Source organism: Janthinobacterium agaricidamnosum NBRC 102515 = DSM 9628 (assembly GCF_000723165.1).
Lineage (GTDB): Bacteria > Pseudomonadota > Gammaproteobacteria > Burkholderiales > Burkholderiaceae_D > Janthinobacterium > Janthinobacterium agaricidamnosum.
Genome location: NZ_HG322949.1, coordinates 5,398,500 through 5,415,490, shown reverse-complemented (window position 1 = coordinate 5,415,490; position 16,991 = coordinate 5,398,500). Strand labels below are relative to the sequence as shown.

Annotated in this window: 13 protein-coding genes and 1 riboswitch; of the genes, 11 read left to right on the top strand and 2 right to left on the bottom strand. The window is 62.4% G+C overall.

What is annotated here, in order from left to right:
- Positions 1 to 51: 51 nt before the first annotated feature.
- A riboswitch (S-adenosyl-L-homocysteine riboswitch) is annotated at positions 52 to 121 on the top strand.
- Between the two features lie 26 nt (positions 122 to 147).
- From ahcY to metF, 3 genes are all read left to right on the top strand, one after another.
- The gene (ahcY, locus tag GJA_RS23370; RefSeq protein ID WP_038497230.1) at positions 148 to 1,572 is read left to right on the top strand and encodes an adenosylhomocysteinase; all 1,425 of its coding nucleotides are present in this window, start codon (positions 148 to 150) and stop codon (positions 1,570 to 1,572) included.
- An 81-nt stretch (positions 1,573 to 1,653) separates the two neighbouring features.
- Complete coding sequence (locus GJA_RS23365; protein WP_038497227.1) at positions 1,654 to 2,010, top strand: phage holin family protein; 357 nt, start codon at positions 1,654 to 1,656, stop codon at positions 2,008 to 2,010.
- Positions 1,997 to 2,827 (top strand): methylenetetrahydrofolate reductase [NAD(P)H], encoded by an 831-nt coding sequence (gene metF, locus GJA_RS23360; protein ID WP_038497224.1) that lies wholly within the window; start codon positions 1,997 to 1,999, stop codon positions 2,825 to 2,827. The genes GJA_RS23365 and metF overlap by 14 nt, the downstream gene beginning before the upstream one ends.
- An 18-nt stretch (positions 2,828 to 2,845) precedes the next feature.
- Here the strand turns inward: metF and GJA_RS23355 are convergent, their stop codons facing one another.
- Positions 2,846 to 3,457 carry a 5-formyltetrahydrofolate cyclo-ligase gene (locus GJA_RS23355; RefSeq protein WP_081905547.1) on the bottom strand — a complete coding sequence of 204 codons (612 nt, stop codon included), beginning with the start codon at positions 3,455 to 3,457 and terminating at the stop codon, positions 2,846 to 2,848.
- A 3-nt stretch (positions 3,458 to 3,460) separates the two neighbouring features.
- Here GJA_RS23355 and GJA_RS23350 point away from each other — a divergent pair, with 3 nt between their 5' ends.
- The 6 genes from GJA_RS23350 to GJA_RS23325 all read left to right on the top strand — a co-directional run bounded on the left by GJA_RS23350 (position 3,461) and on the right by GJA_RS23325 (position 10,774).
- Entirely contained in the window at positions 3,461 to 5,455 is a 1,995-nt protein-coding gene (locus GJA_RS23350) for a lytic transglycosylase domain-containing protein (RefSeq protein ID WP_081905546.1), read from the top strand.
- 43 nt (positions 5,456 to 5,498) lie between these two features.
- Positions 5,499 to 6,494, top strand: coding sequence for a complex I NDUFA9 subunit family protein (locus tag GJA_RS23345; protein WP_242404613.1), 996 nt, complete (start codon positions 5,499 to 5,501; stop codon positions 6,492 to 6,494).
- Positions 6,495 to 6,522: 28 nt separating this feature from the next.
- On the top strand, positions 6,523 to 7,239 hold the full coding sequence (locus GJA_RS23340) for a glutathione S-transferase family protein (protein WP_038497212.1): 717 nt from the start codon (positions 6,523 to 6,525) through the stop codon (positions 7,237 to 7,239).
- A 20-nt stretch (positions 7,240 to 7,259) separates the two neighbouring features.
- Positions 7,260 to 8,510 carry a multifunctional CCA addition/repair protein gene (locus GJA_RS23335; protein ID WP_038497209.1) on the top strand — a complete coding sequence of 417 codons (1,251 nt, stop codon included), beginning with the start codon at positions 7,260 to 7,262 and terminating at the stop codon, positions 8,508 to 8,510.
- A gap of 16 nt (positions 8,511 to 8,526) precedes the next feature.
- Complete coding sequence (locus GJA_RS23330) at positions 8,527 to 9,891, top strand: anthrax toxin-like adenylyl cyclase domain-containing protein (protein ID WP_081905545.1); 1,365 nt, start codon at positions 8,527 to 8,529, stop codon at positions 9,889 to 9,891.
- A gap of 181 nt (positions 9,892 to 10,072) precedes the next feature.
- Positions 10,073 to 10,774, top strand: coding sequence for a GNAT family N-acetyltransferase (locus GJA_RS23325; RefSeq protein WP_051781490.1), 702 nt, complete (start codon positions 10,073 to 10,075; stop codon positions 10,772 to 10,774).
- A 72-nt stretch (positions 10,775 to 10,846) separates the two neighbouring features.
- On the opposite strand, the gene GJA_RS23320 is transcribed toward GJA_RS23325, so the two are convergent.
- A complete protein-coding gene (locus GJA_RS23320; protein WP_038497203.1) occupies positions 10,847 to 11,371 on the bottom strand; it encodes an Lrp/AsnC family transcriptional regulator in 525 nt (174 codons plus the stop codon).
- Between the two features lie 303 nt (positions 11,372 to 11,674).
- Between GJA_RS23320 and GJA_RS23315 the strand changes: the two genes are divergently transcribed.
- Together GJA_RS23315 and GJA_RS23310 are read left to right on the top strand one after the other, a co-directional pair.
- Positions 11,675 to 15,262: an indolepyruvate ferredoxin oxidoreductase family protein gene (locus GJA_RS23315; RefSeq protein ID WP_038497200.1), complete on the top strand. Its 3,588-nt coding sequence runs from the start codon at positions 11,675 to 11,677 to the stop codon at positions 15,260 to 15,262.
- A 145-nt stretch (positions 15,263 to 15,407) separates the two neighbouring features.
- Positions 15,408 to 16,940, top strand: coding sequence for a S41 family peptidase (locus GJA_RS23310; protein ID WP_051781271.1), 1,533 nt, complete (start codon positions 15,408 to 15,410; stop codon positions 16,938 to 16,940).
- The last annotated feature ends 51 nt before the right edge of the window (positions 16,941 to 16,991 follow it).

Here is a 16,991-nt window from a genome sequence, read left to right as displayed (position 1 = left end):
GCGTCTTTTCTTATTCCGGTTGGCGATTGCCGCCGTGGATGGTAAGATACCAGACCCGAGGAGCGTTGCGACGAAGAACATTCGCCAGGCTCGGGCTATTCAGCAACCGCGCTCACGTTACTTTTTTCTCACTGAAAGGAGGGCGTGATGAACGCCGTACTCAAACCGCAACACGATTATTCCATCGCCGACATTACTTTGGCCGCCTGGGGCGACAAGGAAATCAAGATCGCCGAAACCGAAATGCCTGGCCTGATGGCGATCCGCGAAGAATTCGCCGCCGCCCAGCCATTGAAGGGCGCGCGCATCACCGGTTCGATCCACATGACGATCCAGACCGCCGTGCTGATCCAGACCCTGGAAGCGCTGGGCGCGCAAGTGCGCTGGGCGTCGTGCAATATCTACTCGACCCAGGACCACGCCGCCGCCGCGATCGCCGCCGCCGGCACCCCGGTCTTCGCCGTCAAGGGCGAAACCCTGGAAGATTACTGGGAATACACCCACCGCATCTTTGAATGGCCGGAAGCCGCTGGCGCGCCAGTGTATTCCAACATGATCCTCGACGATGGCGGCGACGCCACGCTGCTGCTGCACCTGGGCGTGCGCGCCGAGAGCGACGCGTCGGTGCTGGACAATCCGACTTCCGAAGAAGAAATCTGCCTGTACAACTCGATCAAGAAACGCCTGGCCACGCAACCGGGCTGGTACTCGAAGCGCTTGCCGGAAATCCTCGGCGTGACCGAAGAAACCACCACCGGCGTGCACCGTTTGTACCAGATGCATAAGGAGGGCAAGCTGGCTTTCCCTGCGATCAACGTCAACGATTCCGTCACCAAGTCGAAATTCGATAACCTGTACGGCTGCCGCGAATCGCTGGTCGACGGCATCAAGCGCGCCACCGACGTGATGATCGCCGGCAAAGTTGCCGTGATCGCCGGTTATGGCGACGTCGGCAAGGGTTCGGCCCAGGCCATGCGCGCACTGTCGGCGCAAGTATGGGTCACCGAAATCGATCCAATCTGCGCCCTGCAAGCCGCGATGGAAGGCTACCGCGTGGTGACCATGGATTATGCTTGCGAGCATGGCGACATTTTCGTCACCTGCACCGGCAATTACCACATCCTGACCCACGATCACCTGAGCCGCATGAAAGACCAGGCCATCGTGTGCAATATCGGCCACTTCGACAATGAAATCGATGTCGCGTCGCTCAAGCAATACGAGTGGGAAAACATCAAGCCGCAAGTCGATCATGTGATCTTCCCTAACGGCAAACGCATCATCTTGCTGGCCGAAGGCCGCCTGGTGAACCTGGGTTGCGGCACCGGCCATCCATCGTATGTGATGAGCTCGTCGTTCGCCAACCAGACCATCGCGCAAATCGAACTGTACGCCAACACAGCAAACTACCCGGTCGGGGTCTACACGCTGCCGAAACACCTGGATGAGAAAGTCGCTCGCTTGCAACTCAAAAAGTTGAATGCGCAGCTGACCGAACTGACCGCGGAACAAGCCGCCTACATCGGCGTGCAAACCGAAGGCCCGTACAAGCCAGACCATTACCGTTATTAATCCCCAATAACGATTGGGGCTAGCGTCCCCGAGGGCCGGCGTGCGCCGCCGGCCCGCTTCCTATTTTGACAGGCTCAAGAAATGCGATTGCTACTGACTTGGTTTATCAATGCGGCAGCCTTGTTTGCCGTCCCTTACCTGATGCATTCGGTGTCCATCACCAGCATCGGCGCCGCACTGGTCGCCGCTTTGCTGCTGGGCTTGGTCAATACCCTGATTCGTCCAGTCCTGATCTTGCTGACCTTGCCGGTGACCATGTTGTCGCTGGGTTTGTTTATTTTGATCGTCAATGGCTTCATGTTCTGGCTGGTGGCGCAAATGGTGCATGGTTTCCACGTCACCGGTTTTTGGGCGGCGGTCGGCGGCGCATTGCTCTACAGTGTGATTTCCTGGGCTTTGTCGACTTTACTTTTGAAAAAATCCGATGGACACCGCTAACTTCAGCATTGAGTTTTTTCCGCCGAAAACGCCGGAAGGCGCGGAAAAGCTGCGCGTGACGCGCCAACAGCTGTCCGCATTGCATCCGAAGTATTTTTCGGTGACCTTCGGCGCCGGCGGCACCACCCAGCAAGGCACGCTCGATACCGTGCGCGAAATCCAGGCGGCCGGCGAAGAAGCGGCGCCGCATCTGTCGTGCATCGGCGGCTCGCGCGAGTCGATCCGCAGCATCTTGCAGCAATTCAAGGCGGACGGCATCCAGCGCGTGGTCGCCTTGCGCGGCGACTTGCCGAGCGGTTACGGCGCGTCCGGCGAATTCCGCTATGCCAATGAACTGGTGGAATTCATCCGTGCCGAAACCGGCGACTGGTTCCACATCGAAGTGGCGGCCTATCCGGAAGTGCACCCGCAAGCCCGTTCGCCGCAAGACGACTTGCAAAATTTTGCGCGCAAGGTGCAAGCAGGCGCGAATGCGGCGATTACCCAGTATTTCTACAATGCCGATGCGTATTTCCAGTTTGTCGAGCAGACCCGCAAACTGGGCCTGGACGTGCCTGTCGTGGCCGGCATCATGCCGATCACCAACTACACCCAGTTGGTGCGTTTTTCGGATATGTGCGGCGCCGAAATCCCGCGCTGGGTGCGCTTGAAGCTGGCCAGTTTCGGCGACGACAGCGCCTCGATCAAGGCCTTCGGCCTCGACGTGGTGACGCAATTGTGCGAACGGCTGCTGGCCGGCGGCGCGCCTGGCTTGCATTTTTATAGCATGAACCAGGCGGGACCGACCAGCGCGCTGTGGCAGCGGCTGGCCGGGTAAAGTAGCCGCCCGCTATTGCTACAGCAAACCGCCCTCGGTAACGATGTCGTCGAGGGCGATATCGTGCACGCCGCCGGTAAATGCGGCGGCCAGGCAGGCATACGCGACGCCCAGTGTCCGCGGCCGCGGTCTCCGGGCCAGCGTGCGGTCGTAAAAGCCGCCGCCATAACCGAGCCGCAAGCGCTGTGCATTAAATCCCAGGCAAGGCACCAGTATCGCCGGCGGACAGGCTTGCAGCCGCAAGTCTTGCGGCACCGCCACGCCCATGCCATCCTTGACCATCGCTACGCCAGGCGTCCATTCGGAAAATGCCAGCGGCGCATGCTTTTCCAGCACTACCGGCAAATACAGGGTTACCCCGCGCGCCGCCAGCAGCGCATACAGCCCATGCAAGTCCGGCTCGCCATGCAGCGGCCAATACACCCCCAGCGCGCGGATGGCGTGCTGCCGGCACCAGGCCGACACATGGTCGCTGATGTGACTATCCCAGCCGGCCCGCACGTCATCGGCCAGCGCGCGCCGCATGTTCAACAGGCTCTTGCGCAATAAGGTTTTCGGATTCGGGACATTCAAGGCGTCCGCGTCTGGCGAAGCGGCGCTATCGCGTGGTATTCTAGGTTTAATGGTCATATCATGAATCAAGTTAGAATTGAGAGCCGTACATTGATTTCACCATCGAAATGGATCGCCGGCGCGTTTGTGCTGGCCGCATGCGCCTTCTCCTCCTTTGCCGTGGCCGCCGATGCCGACAGCCGCGCCGATGACGACGCCTTCCTGCTGCTGCGCGACGCCGCGCGCCAGGACGACGTCGCCAAGGCCGATTTCTACGCCGACCGGCTGACGTCGTATTCTATCCCGTCGTATGTCGACTATTATCGGCTGAAACCGCGCCTGAAGCTGTTGAACGACGATCAGTTCCGCGATTTCCTGAACCGCTACCAAGGCAGCGCGATCGCCGACCGCTTCCGCAACGACTGGCTGCTGGAACTGGGCCGCAAGCGCGACTGGGCCACCTTTGACGAACAATACCCGCAATTCGTGTTGAACGACGATACGCAGCTGAAATGCTACGCGCTGATGTCGCGCGTGCAAAAAGGCGAACGGGTCGCGGCCGATGCGCGCGCCTTGCTGGTCGCGCCGCCCGGTTATGGCGAGGCGTGCGGCAGCCTGATCACGGCGCTGGCGCAAAGCGGCCAGTTCGATAGCAACGATTTGTATGCCCAACTGAGGCTGGCCGGCGAAACCAACGCCACCGGCCCGGCGCGCCGCACCATGCTGTTATTGGGCGGTTCGGACGCCAGGATCGCGCAGGCGATCGACTTGCCGGCGCTTGCCTTGGCCAAGGGCGCCGGTATCAGCCGCGCCGAACATGAAACCTATATCGTCGCGCTGGGCCGGATGGCGCGCAGCAGCCTGAAACTGGCGGTGCTGGCGCTCGACAAGGCTGCGTCGAAACTGAGCGCGCAGGAACGCGCCATCGCCTGGGCCACCATCGCCTTGCCGGCGTCGCAGTCGCTGGCGCCGGAAGCGAGCGATTACTGGCTCAAATCGGAGGGCGCGCCGCTGTCGATCGACCAGATGTTATGGAAGACCCGCATCGCGCTGCGCGATGAAAACTGGCCGCAAGTGATGGCCAGCATCCGCGCCATGCCCGATACGCTGCGCAACGACCCGGCCTGGGTGTATTGGCTGGGCCGCGCGCTGAAAGCCGAAGGCAGCGGACAGGTGACGCCGGACGCGGCCGCGCTGTTCAGCAGCATTTCCGATCAAAATAATTTCTACGGCTTGCTGTCGCTGGAAGAACTGGGGCGGCAAGTCAGCATCCCGCCAGCCGGCCGGCCGATCACGCAGGCTGAAATCGCCGCCGTCGCCGCCAATCCCGGCTTCCAGCGCGCGTTGAAATTTTTCGGCATGCGCTTGCGCTTCGAAGGCACGCGCGAGTGGAATTGGGAGTTACGCAAGATGAGCGAACGCCAGCATCTGGCGGCTGCCGAATTTGCGCGCCAAAACAATATCCTCGACCGCATGGTCAACACCTCCGACCGGACCCGCATCGAAGTCGATTACACCCAGCGCTATCCATCGCCGCATGACGACGTGATGAGCCCGGCGACCCAGACGCTGGGCCTGGACAAGGCGTGGGTGTATGGCTTGATTCGCCAGGAATCGCGTTTCATCATGGATGCGCAATCGCATGTCGGCGCGTCCGGCCTGATGCAGGTGATGCCGTCGACCGGGCGCTATGTCGCCAAGAAAATCGGCCTGACCGATTTTGTGCAGGACATGCTGAGCGACGTGCGCACCAATGTCTTGTTGGGCACCAATTACCTGAACATGGTGCTGGGCGGCCTGGACGGTTCGCAAGTGCTGGCCAGCGCCGCCTACAACGCCGGGCCGGGGCGCTTGCGCATCTGGCGCGCGACGATGACGCGGCCGCTGGAGGGCGCGATCTTTGCGGAAACCATTCCGTACGCGGAAACCCGGACCTATGTCAAGAACGTGATGACGAATGCGACCTATTATGCCGCCTTGTTTGAAAACCGGCCGCAGTCGCTGAAGATGCGGCTGGGGACGGTCGGCCCGAAAGGAACGAATACGGCGAATACGGCGCCGGCCGATTTGCCATGACCGCCGCGCGGCCCGCCGCGCCACCCGCGAGGACGCCATGCATGTGACGACAGCTTTACCGATAGTCCCGCCCGACGCGCCAGCCGTGCTGGTGCTGGGCGGTTCCGGTTTCATCGGCAGCCACCTGGTGGCCAAGCTGTCGACCAGCGGTGCGCGGGTGGTGGTGCCGACCCGGCATTACGAACGCAGCAAGCACCTGATTTTCCTGCCGCGGGTCGAGGTGACGGAAACCGACATCCAGCGCGAGGGCGAGTTGCAGCGGCTGATGCGGGGCCAGCGGTTCGACGCCGTGATCAACCTGGTCGGGCGGCTGCATTCCAGCGCCGGCACGCCTTACGGCCGCGAATTCGGACGCGACCATGTCGACTTGCCGCGCCGCGTGGTGGCCGCCTGCGCCGAATCCGGCGTGCCGCGCTACCTGCACATGAGCGCGCTGGGCGCGTCGGCCAGCGGGCCGTCGATGTATTTGCGCTCGAAAGCTGCCGGCGAACTGGCCGCCCGCGCCAATCCGGCGGTGGCCGCGACGATCTTCCGGCCCTCGGTGGTATTCGGGCCGGGCGACCGTTTTTTGAATCTGTTCGCCAGCCTGCAGCGCTACTTTCCGGTGATGCCGCTGGGCGGCGCCGACGCGCGGTTCCAGCCGGTCCATGTGGCAGACGTCGCCTCCGCCTTCGTGCTGGCGCTGGCCGAGCCGTCCACCCGTGGCCAGGTGGTCGAGCTGGGCGGGCCGCAAATTTATACCCTGCAGCAACTGGTGACACTGGCCGGGCTGTTTGGCGGCCACCCGCGCACCATCGTCAAGCTGCCGCACGGCCTGGCGTATTTGCAGGCGCTGGTCCTGGAATGCCTGCCCGGCAAGCTGATGAGCCGCGACAACCTGGCGTCGATGGCGGCCGATAATGTGGTGGGGCCATCGCCGGGAGCCTTGACAGCCGCCGCGCTCGGCATCAAGCTGACCGCACTGGAAGCGGCCGCCCGCCATTACCTGGGGCAGGCCGAGAGGCAGTTGGATGATTTTCGCAGCCGCGCCGGACGTTGACGCGCGAACTAACTATGACAGGTAACTTATGCACACAATCGAACTCGATCCTACCCTGACCCAGGCATTGGCGGCCGCGCGTCAACCCGGCCTGACCCTGATCATCGGCAACAAGAATTATTCGTCGTGGTCGATGCGGCCGTGGGTGGCGCTGGCCGCGTTCGGCATTCCGTTCCAGGAAGTGCGGCTGCTGCTCGACCAGCCCGACACGGCCAGCAAGATCGCCGAATATTCGGCCTGCGGCCGGGTGCCGGTGTTACTGGCCGGAGAAATGACGATCTGGGACAGCCTGGCGATTTGCGAATACCTGGCCGAACAATTCCCCGACAAGCACATGTGGCCGCAAGACGTCGCGGCGCGCGCCACGGCGCGTTCGATCTGCGCCGAAATGCACTCCGGTTTTGCCGGCTTGCGCAATGCGATGTCGATGAATCTGCGGGTCAGCCTGCCGGGGCGGGGCCGCAATGCGGCGTCGCAGGCCGACATCGGCCGCATCAGCGAAATCTGGGAAGAGTGCTTGTCGCGCTTTGGCCACCATCAATTCCTGTTCGGCGATTTCTCGATCGCCGACGCCTATTTCGCGCCGGTGGTGATGCGTTTCCACACTTATGGCGTATCGCTGGCGCCGGCGCTGAACGCCTATTGCGAGCGGGTGCGGGCCCATCCGGCGGTGGCGCGCTGGATAGAGGAAGCGCTGGCCGAAACCGAAGTGGCGGCCAGGCACGACGCCGAATTGCCGGATTGAATATAAACAGCAGGAACGCGATGAAGATTTACATGGTCGGCGGCGCCGTGCGCGATGAGTTGCTGGGCTTGCCAGTCAAGGACCACGATTTTGTGGTGGTCGGCGCCACGCCGGACGATATGCTGCGCAACGGTTTCCGGCCGGTCGGCAAGGATTTCCCCGTGTTTTTGCACCCGCGCACCCAGGAAGAATATGCGCTGGCGCGCACCGAGCGCAAGACCGCGCCCGGCTATCGCGGCTTCGTGTTCCACACCGCGCCCGACGTCACGCTGGAACAAGACCTGGTGCGGCGCGACCTGACCATCAACGCCATCGCCAAGGCCGAGGACGGCACGCTGTCCGACCCGTTCGGCGGTATCGGCGATATCGGGCGGCGCGTGTTCCGCCACGTATCGGAAGCGTTCGGCGAAGACCCGGTGCGCATCTTGCGGCTGGCCCGTTTCGCCGCGCGCTTCGGCGATTTCACGGTCGCGCCGGAAACGCTGGCCTTGATGCGGGCCATGGTGGCCGGTGGCGAAGTCGATGCGCTGGTGCCGGAGCGGGTCTGGCAGGAAGTGGCGCGCGGCTTGATGGAAGCGAAGCCGTCGCGCATGCTGGCGGTGCTGCGCGATTGCGGCGCGCTGGCCCGCATCATGCCCGAGCTGGACGTCTTGTGGGGCGTGCCGCAGCCAGCGCTGCACCATCCTGAAATCGATACCGGCGCGCACATGATGCTGGTGGCCGATTACGCGGCCGAACGCGGTTTCGATCTGCCGGTCCGCTTCGCCGGCCTGATGCACGATCTGGGCAAGGGCGTGACGCCGCCCGAACACTGGCCGAAACACCACGGCCATGAAGGCTTGGGCGTCAAGCTGATCGAACAATTATGCGCGCGCCTGAAAGTGCCGAACGATTGCCGCGAGCTGGCCGTGATGACCGCCCGCGAACACGGCAATATCGGCCGCGCGCTGAGCTTGCGCGCCAATACCATCGTCACGCTGTTCGAACGTTGCGACGCCTTCCGCAAGCCGCAGCGCTTTGAACAGATGCTGCTGGCGACCGAATGCGATGCGCGCGGGCGCGGCGGCGCGGCCGACGGTTTCCGCGACAAGCCGTTTCCGCAAACGGCGCACCTGCTGGCGGCGCTGGGCGCGGCGCGCGGCGTGAACGCCGGCGCGATCGCCAAAAGCTGCGCCGGCCAGCCGGCGCGGATACCGGAAGCGGTGCATCAGGCGCGGGTGGCGGCGGTGCGGGTTTTGCTGCCGGGTACCGCTCAGGAGCCGTGCGCATGATGTGCTGATGACTTGAATGGAACTTGCGGCGGGCCGGCGCCACTCAGGGGACATGAAATCTTCTATCCCTCCCCATACCCCGGCATATTACTCTTCATCGACGCCAGCCTCGCATGCCGGACCGTCGAACATCGGGACCGCGCCTGCCAGCGTCCCTGTGTGCGGCCTCGCCAACGTCGCCCTGTACACGGCCACGCACGGTATTCCGTCCCACCATTTGCAGAAGATGCAACGGGTGGCGCAAAGCCGCAACACCCCGTACGCGGTGCGTTTTACGACCCGCGGCGCGGCCGAGGATATGGATCTGGGCCACCATACCAAACCGTTGAACGTCAAGGCCAAGACCTGCCAGTCCGGCATTGCGCGCGCCCGCATTCGTTCCGATGGTTTGTCCCGGCCGGATAACAGGGAGTTGACCGAGTCATCGCAAAGAAACATCCATAGCCTGCTCAGCGACCCGAATTCCGGCGTGATCAGCACCCAGTTGATGCTCACGGCACAACAATTGGAAAAGTTACGTTCGGATGGAGAGATCCAGATCACCGACCATAAGGGCGAGACGCTGGCCAGATCGCGTTCCGGCGAATACCTGCTGACGCCGCAGGGCCCGCTGAATGCGCAAGGCAAAGCACAACTTTACGCTGTAAGCGAGCGGAAAAAAGGAGCCCATAGCCGTGTATCGACAACGCCGCTGCATGTGCTGACAGCCAAGCCGCAACAGGGGCCGGTAAGGTCGGTCCACCAGTTGGTGGCCGACTACGACATGCTGATGACCGGTACGCCTTTTGAAAATTTTGGCGAGCGCAGCATTCCCAAGGCGCATAGCGGACGAGGCACGTTCGAAAATGCGCTGCGAAACCAGTATGTGCATGCCCGCCCAGCCGCGGCAGACACGGCGTATATCGAGAGTGGTTTCGCCGCCTTTAGTTTTGGCAACGCCACCCCCGCTTCGTTTTCGCAGGCAGTACCGCCGCCACCGTCCGGCTTCAATCCTGAACGCCGGGGTTCCGTCTTCAACAGCCGCGGCGGCATGTCGTGGACGCCGTCGGCACCGCGCAAATCGAGCGCCGGCGTGGCGTCCGAATCGGATCATGAATTGATCAATGCCATCAATCTTGAACTGGGTGTCACAGCGGTACAACATGGCCCGGAAATTAATAATCCGGCCACCAGCATCCTGGCGGCATCGGAGGCCGTGTTTTTCTTGCCGAAGACAATCGCCAATGGCAGTGGCGTGATCATGGCCAGGACGCACGAGGAAGTGAAGAGCGTGCTGGCGAGCATCAAGGATGCCCACTTCACCTTTATCGGCAATGACACCTGGGGCCGGCGTCCGAGCGCGCAATTTACCGCTAACCGCAATCGTTTTGAAAATGGTTAGATTTAACATGTGAAATTATCCATCCGCTAACACATGTGTCGCAAAATAGTTTGTTCGAGAACAATTTGTTATTAGATTAGAAGGATAATTCCAAACGGAAGGACATGATCGGCTACAATCATGCGCATGGTGCACTGCACAATCCCCCTGCGCTGCACCGATGATTAATCCGGAGTCGATCATGCCCCTGTCTTCCTTGCCGAATCTGTTAGCCCATCCGCTGCGGCGCTTGCTGGGCGGGCCGAGTCCGGCCAAGTCGCGTCCGACCGTGCTGGTCAAGCAATTGCATGAACGCGACCGGGTCCGCATGATGAAGCATTTCCTGTCATTGGAAAAAAGCGATCGCCTGCTGCGTTTCGGCAGCGCCTTGCCGGATGAATTGGTGATGGCCTATGTCAACAAGATCGATTTCTCGCGCGACATGGTGTACGGCGTGTACAACCGCGTGTTCAAGCTGGTCGCGGTCGGCCACCTGGCCTTCGCGCCGAAGGAAAAAGCGCCATCCCGCCATGCGGTGACGACCAAGGACCGGGTCGCCGAGTTTGGCGTGTCGGTCGCCGCCACCATGCGCGGCATGGGGGTCGGTTCGAAACTGTTCGAGCGCGCCGCGATTCATTGCCGCAACAACGATGTCGATACCCTGTACATGCATTGCTTGTCGTCGAACCAGACGATGATGCATATCGCCAAGAAGGCCGGCATGGAAATCCAGCGCGATTATGGCGAGGCCGACGCCTATCTGAAACTGTTGCCGCCGAATCCGGCCAGCATGCTGCAAGAGGCGGTACAGGAGCAGTTCGCCATGCTCGACTACACGCTGAAGGCGAATACCCGCGCCGCCGTCAAGCTGCTGGACCGTTTGCCGGGCCGCCGCGGCAGTTAGTTTTCAAGAGCGCATGACAGAACCGTTCAGGGCAAAGCGATGCAACGCCGCCATGGGCGGGTTTGTCATGCGCTACACCAGCGGGAGCGCGGTGGTATCCTTGATACGCTGCAGGGCAAAGCTCGACTTGACGTCCAGCACCGCCGGATGGCGCAGCAAGGTGCCCATCATGAAGCGCGAAAAGTGTTCCATGTCTTCCACGTGCACGCGCAGCAAATAATCCATTTCGCCGGTCATCGCATAACAGGCCACCACTTCCGGCCACTGATCCACCGATACCGCGAAGTTGGCGCGCGGCGTGGCGGCCGGCGGCGTGGCCGGCACCAGCACCCGGGCGTTGCTCTGGGTCGCCGCGTCGCTGGAGCGTTCCAGCCGCACGTTGACGTAAGCCAGCAAGCCGAGGCCGATTTTTTCCGGGTCCAGCAGCGCCACGTACTGGCGGATCACGCCGGCCTCTTCCAGCCGCTTGATGCGCCGCAGGCACGGCGACGGCGACAGGCTGACTTGCTCGGCCACGTCCTGGTTCGACAGCCGGCCATCGGCCTGCAATACCGACAAAATCTTGCGGTCGGTTTTATCCAGTGTAATTTTGGTCATGATTCCCTCATTCAGGCACATTCACGCAATATTATTGCGCAAATCATCAAAGGCAGGGAGATGTTTGGCATTTACTGCCGGGCCGCCAGGACTATACTGTGCGCTATCAGGTGGTCAAGTATCCGCCAAAATAAATAGTTATAAAAAACAAAAGGTCCAGGCACGGACCGGCAGTACCGCATAGAACGGTGCGCCAGACAGGCCGGCATTTTTCCCGCATCGGCACGCCCACAAGGCATGCCGGTTCGTGTGCGCAGACAAGACTTTGCACGCATGGCAACTGAGAATAAATGGAGACAAGCAATGAATGCACCAATCAAAGGCTCGCACCTGGAGCCGGGACTGCCCGCGAACGACATTTCGCTGGACGATAAATACACGCTGGCCCGCGGCCGCGCCTTCATGACCGGCACCCAGGCGCTGATCCGGCTGCCGATGCTGCAGCGCGAACGCGACCTGAAAGCCGGCCTGAACACCGCCGGCTACATCACCGGCTACCGCGGTTCACCGGTCACCAGCGTCGACATGACGGCGGTGAAGGCCAGGAAATACCTCGATGAACATCACGTCAAGTTCCATCCCGGCCTGAATGAAGACCTGGCCGCCACGGCGGTCTGGGGCACCCAGCAAACCAATCTGTTCGAAGACGCCAGATACGACGGCGTGTTCAGCATGTGGTACGGCAAGGGGCCTGGCGTCGACCGTTGCGGCGACGTGTTCAAGCATGCCAACAACGCCGGCAGCGCCAAACATGGCGGCGTGCTGGTGCTGGCCGGCGACGACCACGCGGCCAAATCGTCGTCGACGGCGCACCAGAGCGACCATATCCTGAACGCTTGCGGCATTCCGGTGCTGTATCCGTCGTCGGTGCAGGAATACATCGATTACGGCTTGCACGCGTGGGCGATGAGCCGCTATACCGGCCTGTGGGTGTCGATGAAATGCGTGACCGACATCATCGAGTCCGGCGCGGTGATCGATTTCGATCCGGAGCGCGTGCAAATCAAGCTGCCGACCGATTTCGAGATGCCGCAGGGCGGCTTGAACATCCGCTGGCCGGACACCGTGCTGGAGCAGGAAGTGCGGATGAACAGCTATAAATGGTATGCCGCGCTGGCCTATGCGCGCGCCAACAAGCTCAATAAAATCATCTGGGACAGCCCGAAGGCGCGCATCGGCATCATTACCGCCGGCAAATCGTATCTGGACACGCGCCAGGCGCTGGCCGACCTCGGCATCGACGAGCAAGTGGCGGCCGATATCGGCATCCGCCTGTACAAGATCGGCATGACGTGGCCGCTGGAAGCGGACGGCGTGCATGAATTCGCCAAGGGACTCGACGAGATCCTGGTGGTCGAGGAAAAACGCCAGATCCTCGAATACGCGCTGAAGGAAGAGCTGTACAACCTGAAGGATGGCGAGCGGCCGCGGGTGGTCGGCAAGTTCGACGATACCGGCGAATGGAGCAACCAGAAGGGCACCGGCCACGGCGACTGGCTGCTGCCGGCGACCTATGAATTGAACCCGGCCATGATCGCGCGCGCGATCGCCAGCCGCATTTCGCGCTACTACGCAGGGCATCCGGTCGAGCAGCGCGTCAAGCAGCGCATCGCCTACCTGGAAGCGAAGGAAGACGTGCTCAAGGCGATCAGCGTCAAGCCCGATGCCAACCGCGACCGCACGCCGTTTTTCTGTTCCGGCTGCCCGCACAACAGTTCCACCAAGGTGCCGGAAGGCTCGCGCGCGCTGGCCGGCATCGGCTGCCACTACATGGTGCTGTGGATGGACCGCGAAACCTCGACCTTCACGCATATGGGCGCGGAGGGCGTGACCTGGGTCGGCCAGGCGCCGTTCACCAATGAGAAACACGTGTTCACCAACCTCGGCGACGGCACTTATTTCCATTCCGGTATTCTGGCGATCCGCGCGGCGGTGTCGGCCAAGGTCAACATCACCTATAAGATCCTGTTCAACGACGCGGTGGCGATGACCGGCGGCCAGGAATTCGACGGCCCGCTGTCGCCGGCCATCATTTCGCGCCAGATCGCCGCCGAAGGCGTCGGCCCGATCATCGTGGTCACCGACGAACCGGAAAAATACCCGTCCGATTACGCCTGGGCGCCCGGCGTCACGGTGCGCCACCGTTCCGAATTGATGGACGTGCAGCGCGAATTGCGCGACCAGCCGGGCGTGTCGGCGATGATTTACGACCAGACCTGCGCGTCGGAAAAACGCCGCCGCCGCAAACGCAATGAATACCCGGACCCGGCCAGGCGCGCGGTCATCAACGAAGCCGTCTGCGAAGGCTGCGGCGACTGTTCGGTGCAGTCGAACTGCCTGTCGGTGGAGCCGCTGGAAACGGAACTGGGCCGCAAGCGCCAGATCAACCAATCGTCGTGCAACAAGGACTTTTCGTGCACCACCGGCTTCTGCCCGAGCTTCGTGACAGTGGAAGGCGGGGCGCTGAAAAAACCGAAGAAAGCCGCCGCCGGGACCGGCAATGCGCCGGTGGCCTTGCCGACGCCGCTGATACCGTCGACCGCCGAACCGTTCGGCATCCTGGTGACCGGCATCGGCGGCACCGGCGTGGTCACCGTCGGCCAGATCCTGGCGATGGCGGCGCACGTCGAAGGCAAGGGCTGTTCGGTGCTCGACATGAGCGGGCTGGCGCAAAAAGGCGGCCCGGTGATGTCGCATGTGCGCCTGGCCGACAGCCAGGCCGACATCCATTCGACCCGCGTCGGCACCGGCGCGGCCGACCTGGTGATCGGCTGCGATTTGATCGTCACCGCCAGCCGCGACGCGCTGTCGCGCATGGGCGAGGGACGCACCTGGGCGATGATCAATTCGACCGGTTCGTCGACCGCCGCGTTCGTCAAAAACCCGGACTGGCAATTCCCGGGCGCGTCGTCGCAGCAGGAAATCCAGAAGGCGTGCGGCGCCGAACGGGTCGATTTTATCGACGCCGGCCAGATCGCCACCGCGCTGATGGGCGATTCGATCGCGACCAATATGTTCATGCTCGGCTACGCCTGGCAAAAAGGCCGCGTGCCGCTCGGCGAAGCGGCCATCATGAAGGCGATCGACTTGAACAATGTGTCGGTCGGCTTCAACAAGACCGCCTTCAACTGGGGCCGCGCGGCGGCGCACGATGCGGCCTCGGTGGCCAAACTGGTCACGCCGGCCAAGGTGATCGAATTCAAGCGCAACCAGACGCTGGACGACATCATCGCCAGGCGCATCGATTTGCTGACCGCTTACCAGGACGCCGCGTACGCGCAGCAATACCAGGCGTTCGTCGAGCAGGTGCGCACGGCCGAAAGCAGGCTGGGTAACAAGCACTTGCGTCTGACCGAAGCGGTGGCGCGTTATTTCTACAAGCTGATGGCGTACAAGGACGAGTATGAAGTCGCGCGCCTGTACACCGACGGCGCCTTCAAGGAGAAAATCGCCGGCATGTTCGAAGGCGATATCAAGCTGAAGTTCCACCTGGCGCCGCCGCTGTTCGCCAAGACCGACGCCGCCGGCCATCTGGTCAAGCAGGAATTCGGCCCGTGGATGATGAAGGCATTTTCGATGCTGGCCAGGTTCAAGGGCTTGCGCGGCGGCGCCTTCGATGTGTTCGGCTACACCGCCGAACGCAAGATGGAGCGCGCGCTGATCGTCGGCTACCGCGAGACTGTCGCCGCGCTGTTGCCGAAGCTGACGGCCGACAATGTCGCGCGGGCGGCGGCCATCGCCAGCATTCCGGAAGACATCCGCGGTTACGGCCACGTCAAGGAGCGTCACCTCAAGGCCGCGATGGAAAAGCAGGCAGCCTTGCTGGCGGCCTTCGACGCACCGCCGGCCGCCGTGGTGATACCGATCGCGGCCGTCTCGCACGCGGCCTGAACGTCATCGTTTGACACCGAATGGCGCCTGCGGGCGCCATTTTTATTGGCCGATTGTGTTTTTTTATTTACTCAAACTGACAAGAAAATCGTTATATTTCCGAATATAATTCTTTTATATTTATTATCGTGCGGAAAGCGATTTGATGAAGTATTTACCAGTATTGGGCGCCTCGGTGTTGCTGGCGGTGCTGGCGGGTTGCGGTGGCGGCGGCAGTCCGGGCGCGGTTTCCGGCGGTGCGGGGGGCGCTGGCAATGGGAATCCGGGCCAGCCGGTTCCGCCCGTCAATCCGCTGGTGCCGACCATCGCCAATTCCGAGAATTTCTGCCAGGCGCCGCGCGGCGCCGGCTTTCCGGACCAGCAGGGCACGTTGACCCATGAATTGAACTGGGTGCGCGCGTGGATCGACACCACCTACCTGTGGTACCAGGATGTGCCGACCTTTTACAAGCAGGAAGATTATAAGACTCCGGTCGATTATTTCGCGGTGCTGAAAAGCTACGGCACCACCGCGTCCGGCAAGCCGAAGGACCAGTTCCATTTCACCTACCCGACCGATGTCTGGGAAGCGTCGCAGCAAGGCGTCGATTTCGGTTATGGCATGGAATGGGCCAGCAATGGCGTCAGCGCGCCGCGCAACTGGATCGTCACGCTGGTCGAGCCGAATTCGCCGGCTGGCCAGGCCGGCGTGCGCCGCGGCGACCGCATCGTCAGCGTCGATGGCGCGGACCTGGTCCATGGCAGCGACAGCGCCACGGTCGCCGTGCTGAACGCCGGCCTGTTCCCGGCCAAGGCGGGCGAGTCGCACAATTTCGGCTTGAACCGCCATGGCGTGCCGGTGAGCGTGCGGCTGAACGCGGCCGATGTCCCGGTGACGCCGGTGCAAAACGTGCGCACCATCGACACGCCGACCGGCAAGGTCGGCTACCTGACGTTCAACAGCCATAACAATGTGTCGGAATTGCAGCTGATCGAGGCGGTCCAGAACCTGAAAACGGCGGGCATCGGCGACCTGGTGCTGGATTTGCGCTACAACGGCGGCGGCTTGCTGTCGGTGGCGAACCAGCTGGCGTACATGATCGCCGGCCCGCAAGCGAGCGCGGGCAGGGTATTCGAACGCCTGACCTTCAATGACAAGACCGCACCGCAGGCGCCGATACTGTTTTCGTCCACCGCCGCCGGGCTGGCCGCGCCAAGGCCGGCGAACAAGGGGCAAGCGCTGCCTTACCTGGGACTGAAACGGGTCACCGTGCTGACCACGCCAGGCACCTGCTCGGCCAGCGAATCGGTGATCAACGGCTTGCGCGGCATCGACATCGAAGTCAACCTGATCGGCGGCGGCACCTGCGGCAAGCCGTACGGTTTTTATCCGGCGCCCAATTGCGGCACCACGTATTTCGCGGTGCAGTTCCAGGGCGTGAACGCCAAGGGTTACGGCGATTATGCGGACGGCATGACACCGACCTGCAGCGTGGCGGACGATTACAGCCATGCGCTGGGCGATCCGGCCGAAGGCTTGCTGGCGGCGGCGTTGCAATACCGCAACAACAAGATGTGTCCGACGGCCGGCAGCGCCACCAAATTGCTGGCCTCGGTTTCGCAATCGGCTGGACCGCAAGCGATGCGGCCGATGCGTCCCTGGTACAAGGATATTGCGATCTACCCCGCAACGCGGTAACGACTGGATGGAAGGATGTTATCAACGATGAAATGGCGCCCGTCGGGGCGC

Excerpts from the sequence above, each read along its gene's own strand:
- GJA_RS23365 (WP_038497227.1), top strand. The coding sequence starts at position 1,654 with ATGCGATTGCTACTGACTTGGTTTATCAATGCGGCAGCCTTGTTTGCC.
- GJA_RS23330 (WP_081905545.1), top strand. The coding sequence starts at position 8,527 with ATGGAACTTGCGGCGGGCCGGCGCCACTCAGGGGACATGAAATCTTCT.
- GJA_RS23340 (WP_038497212.1), top strand. The coding sequence starts at position 6,523 with ATGCACACAATCGAACTCGATCCTACCCTGACCCAGGCATTGGCGGCC.
- GJA_RS23325 (WP_051781490.1), top strand. The coding sequence starts at position 10,073 with ATGCCCCTGTCTTCCTTGCCGAATCTGTTAGCCCATCCGCTGCGGCGC.
- GJA_RS23320 (WP_038497203.1), bottom strand. The coding sequence starts at position 11,371 with ATGACCAAAATTACACTGGATAAAACCGACCGCAAGATTTTGTCGGTA.
- GJA_RS23350 (WP_081905546.1), top strand. The coding sequence starts at position 3,461 with ATGAATCAAGTTAGAATTGAGAGCCGTACATTGATTTCACCATCGAAA.
- metF (WP_038497224.1), top strand. The coding sequence starts at position 1,997 with ATGGACACCGCTAACTTCAGCATTGAGTTTTTTCCGCCGAAAACGCCG.
- GJA_RS23315 (WP_038497200.1), top strand. The coding sequence starts at position 11,675 with ATGAATGCACCAATCAAAGGCTCGCACCTGGAGCCGGGACTGCCCGCG.
- GJA_RS23310 (WP_051781271.1), top strand. The coding sequence starts at position 15,408 with ATGAAGTATTTACCAGTATTGGGCGCCTCGGTGTTGCTGGCGGTGCTG.
- GJA_RS23355 (WP_081905547.1), bottom strand. The coding sequence starts at position 3,457 with ATGACCATTAAACCTAGAATACCACGCGATAGCGCCGCTTCGCCAGAC.
- GJA_RS23335 (WP_038497209.1), top strand. The coding sequence starts at position 7,260 with ATGAAGATTTACATGGTCGGCGGCGCCGTGCGCGATGAGTTGCTGGGC.
- ahcY (WP_038497230.1), top strand. The coding sequence starts at position 148 with ATGAACGCCGTACTCAAACCGCAACACGATTATTCCATCGCCGACATT.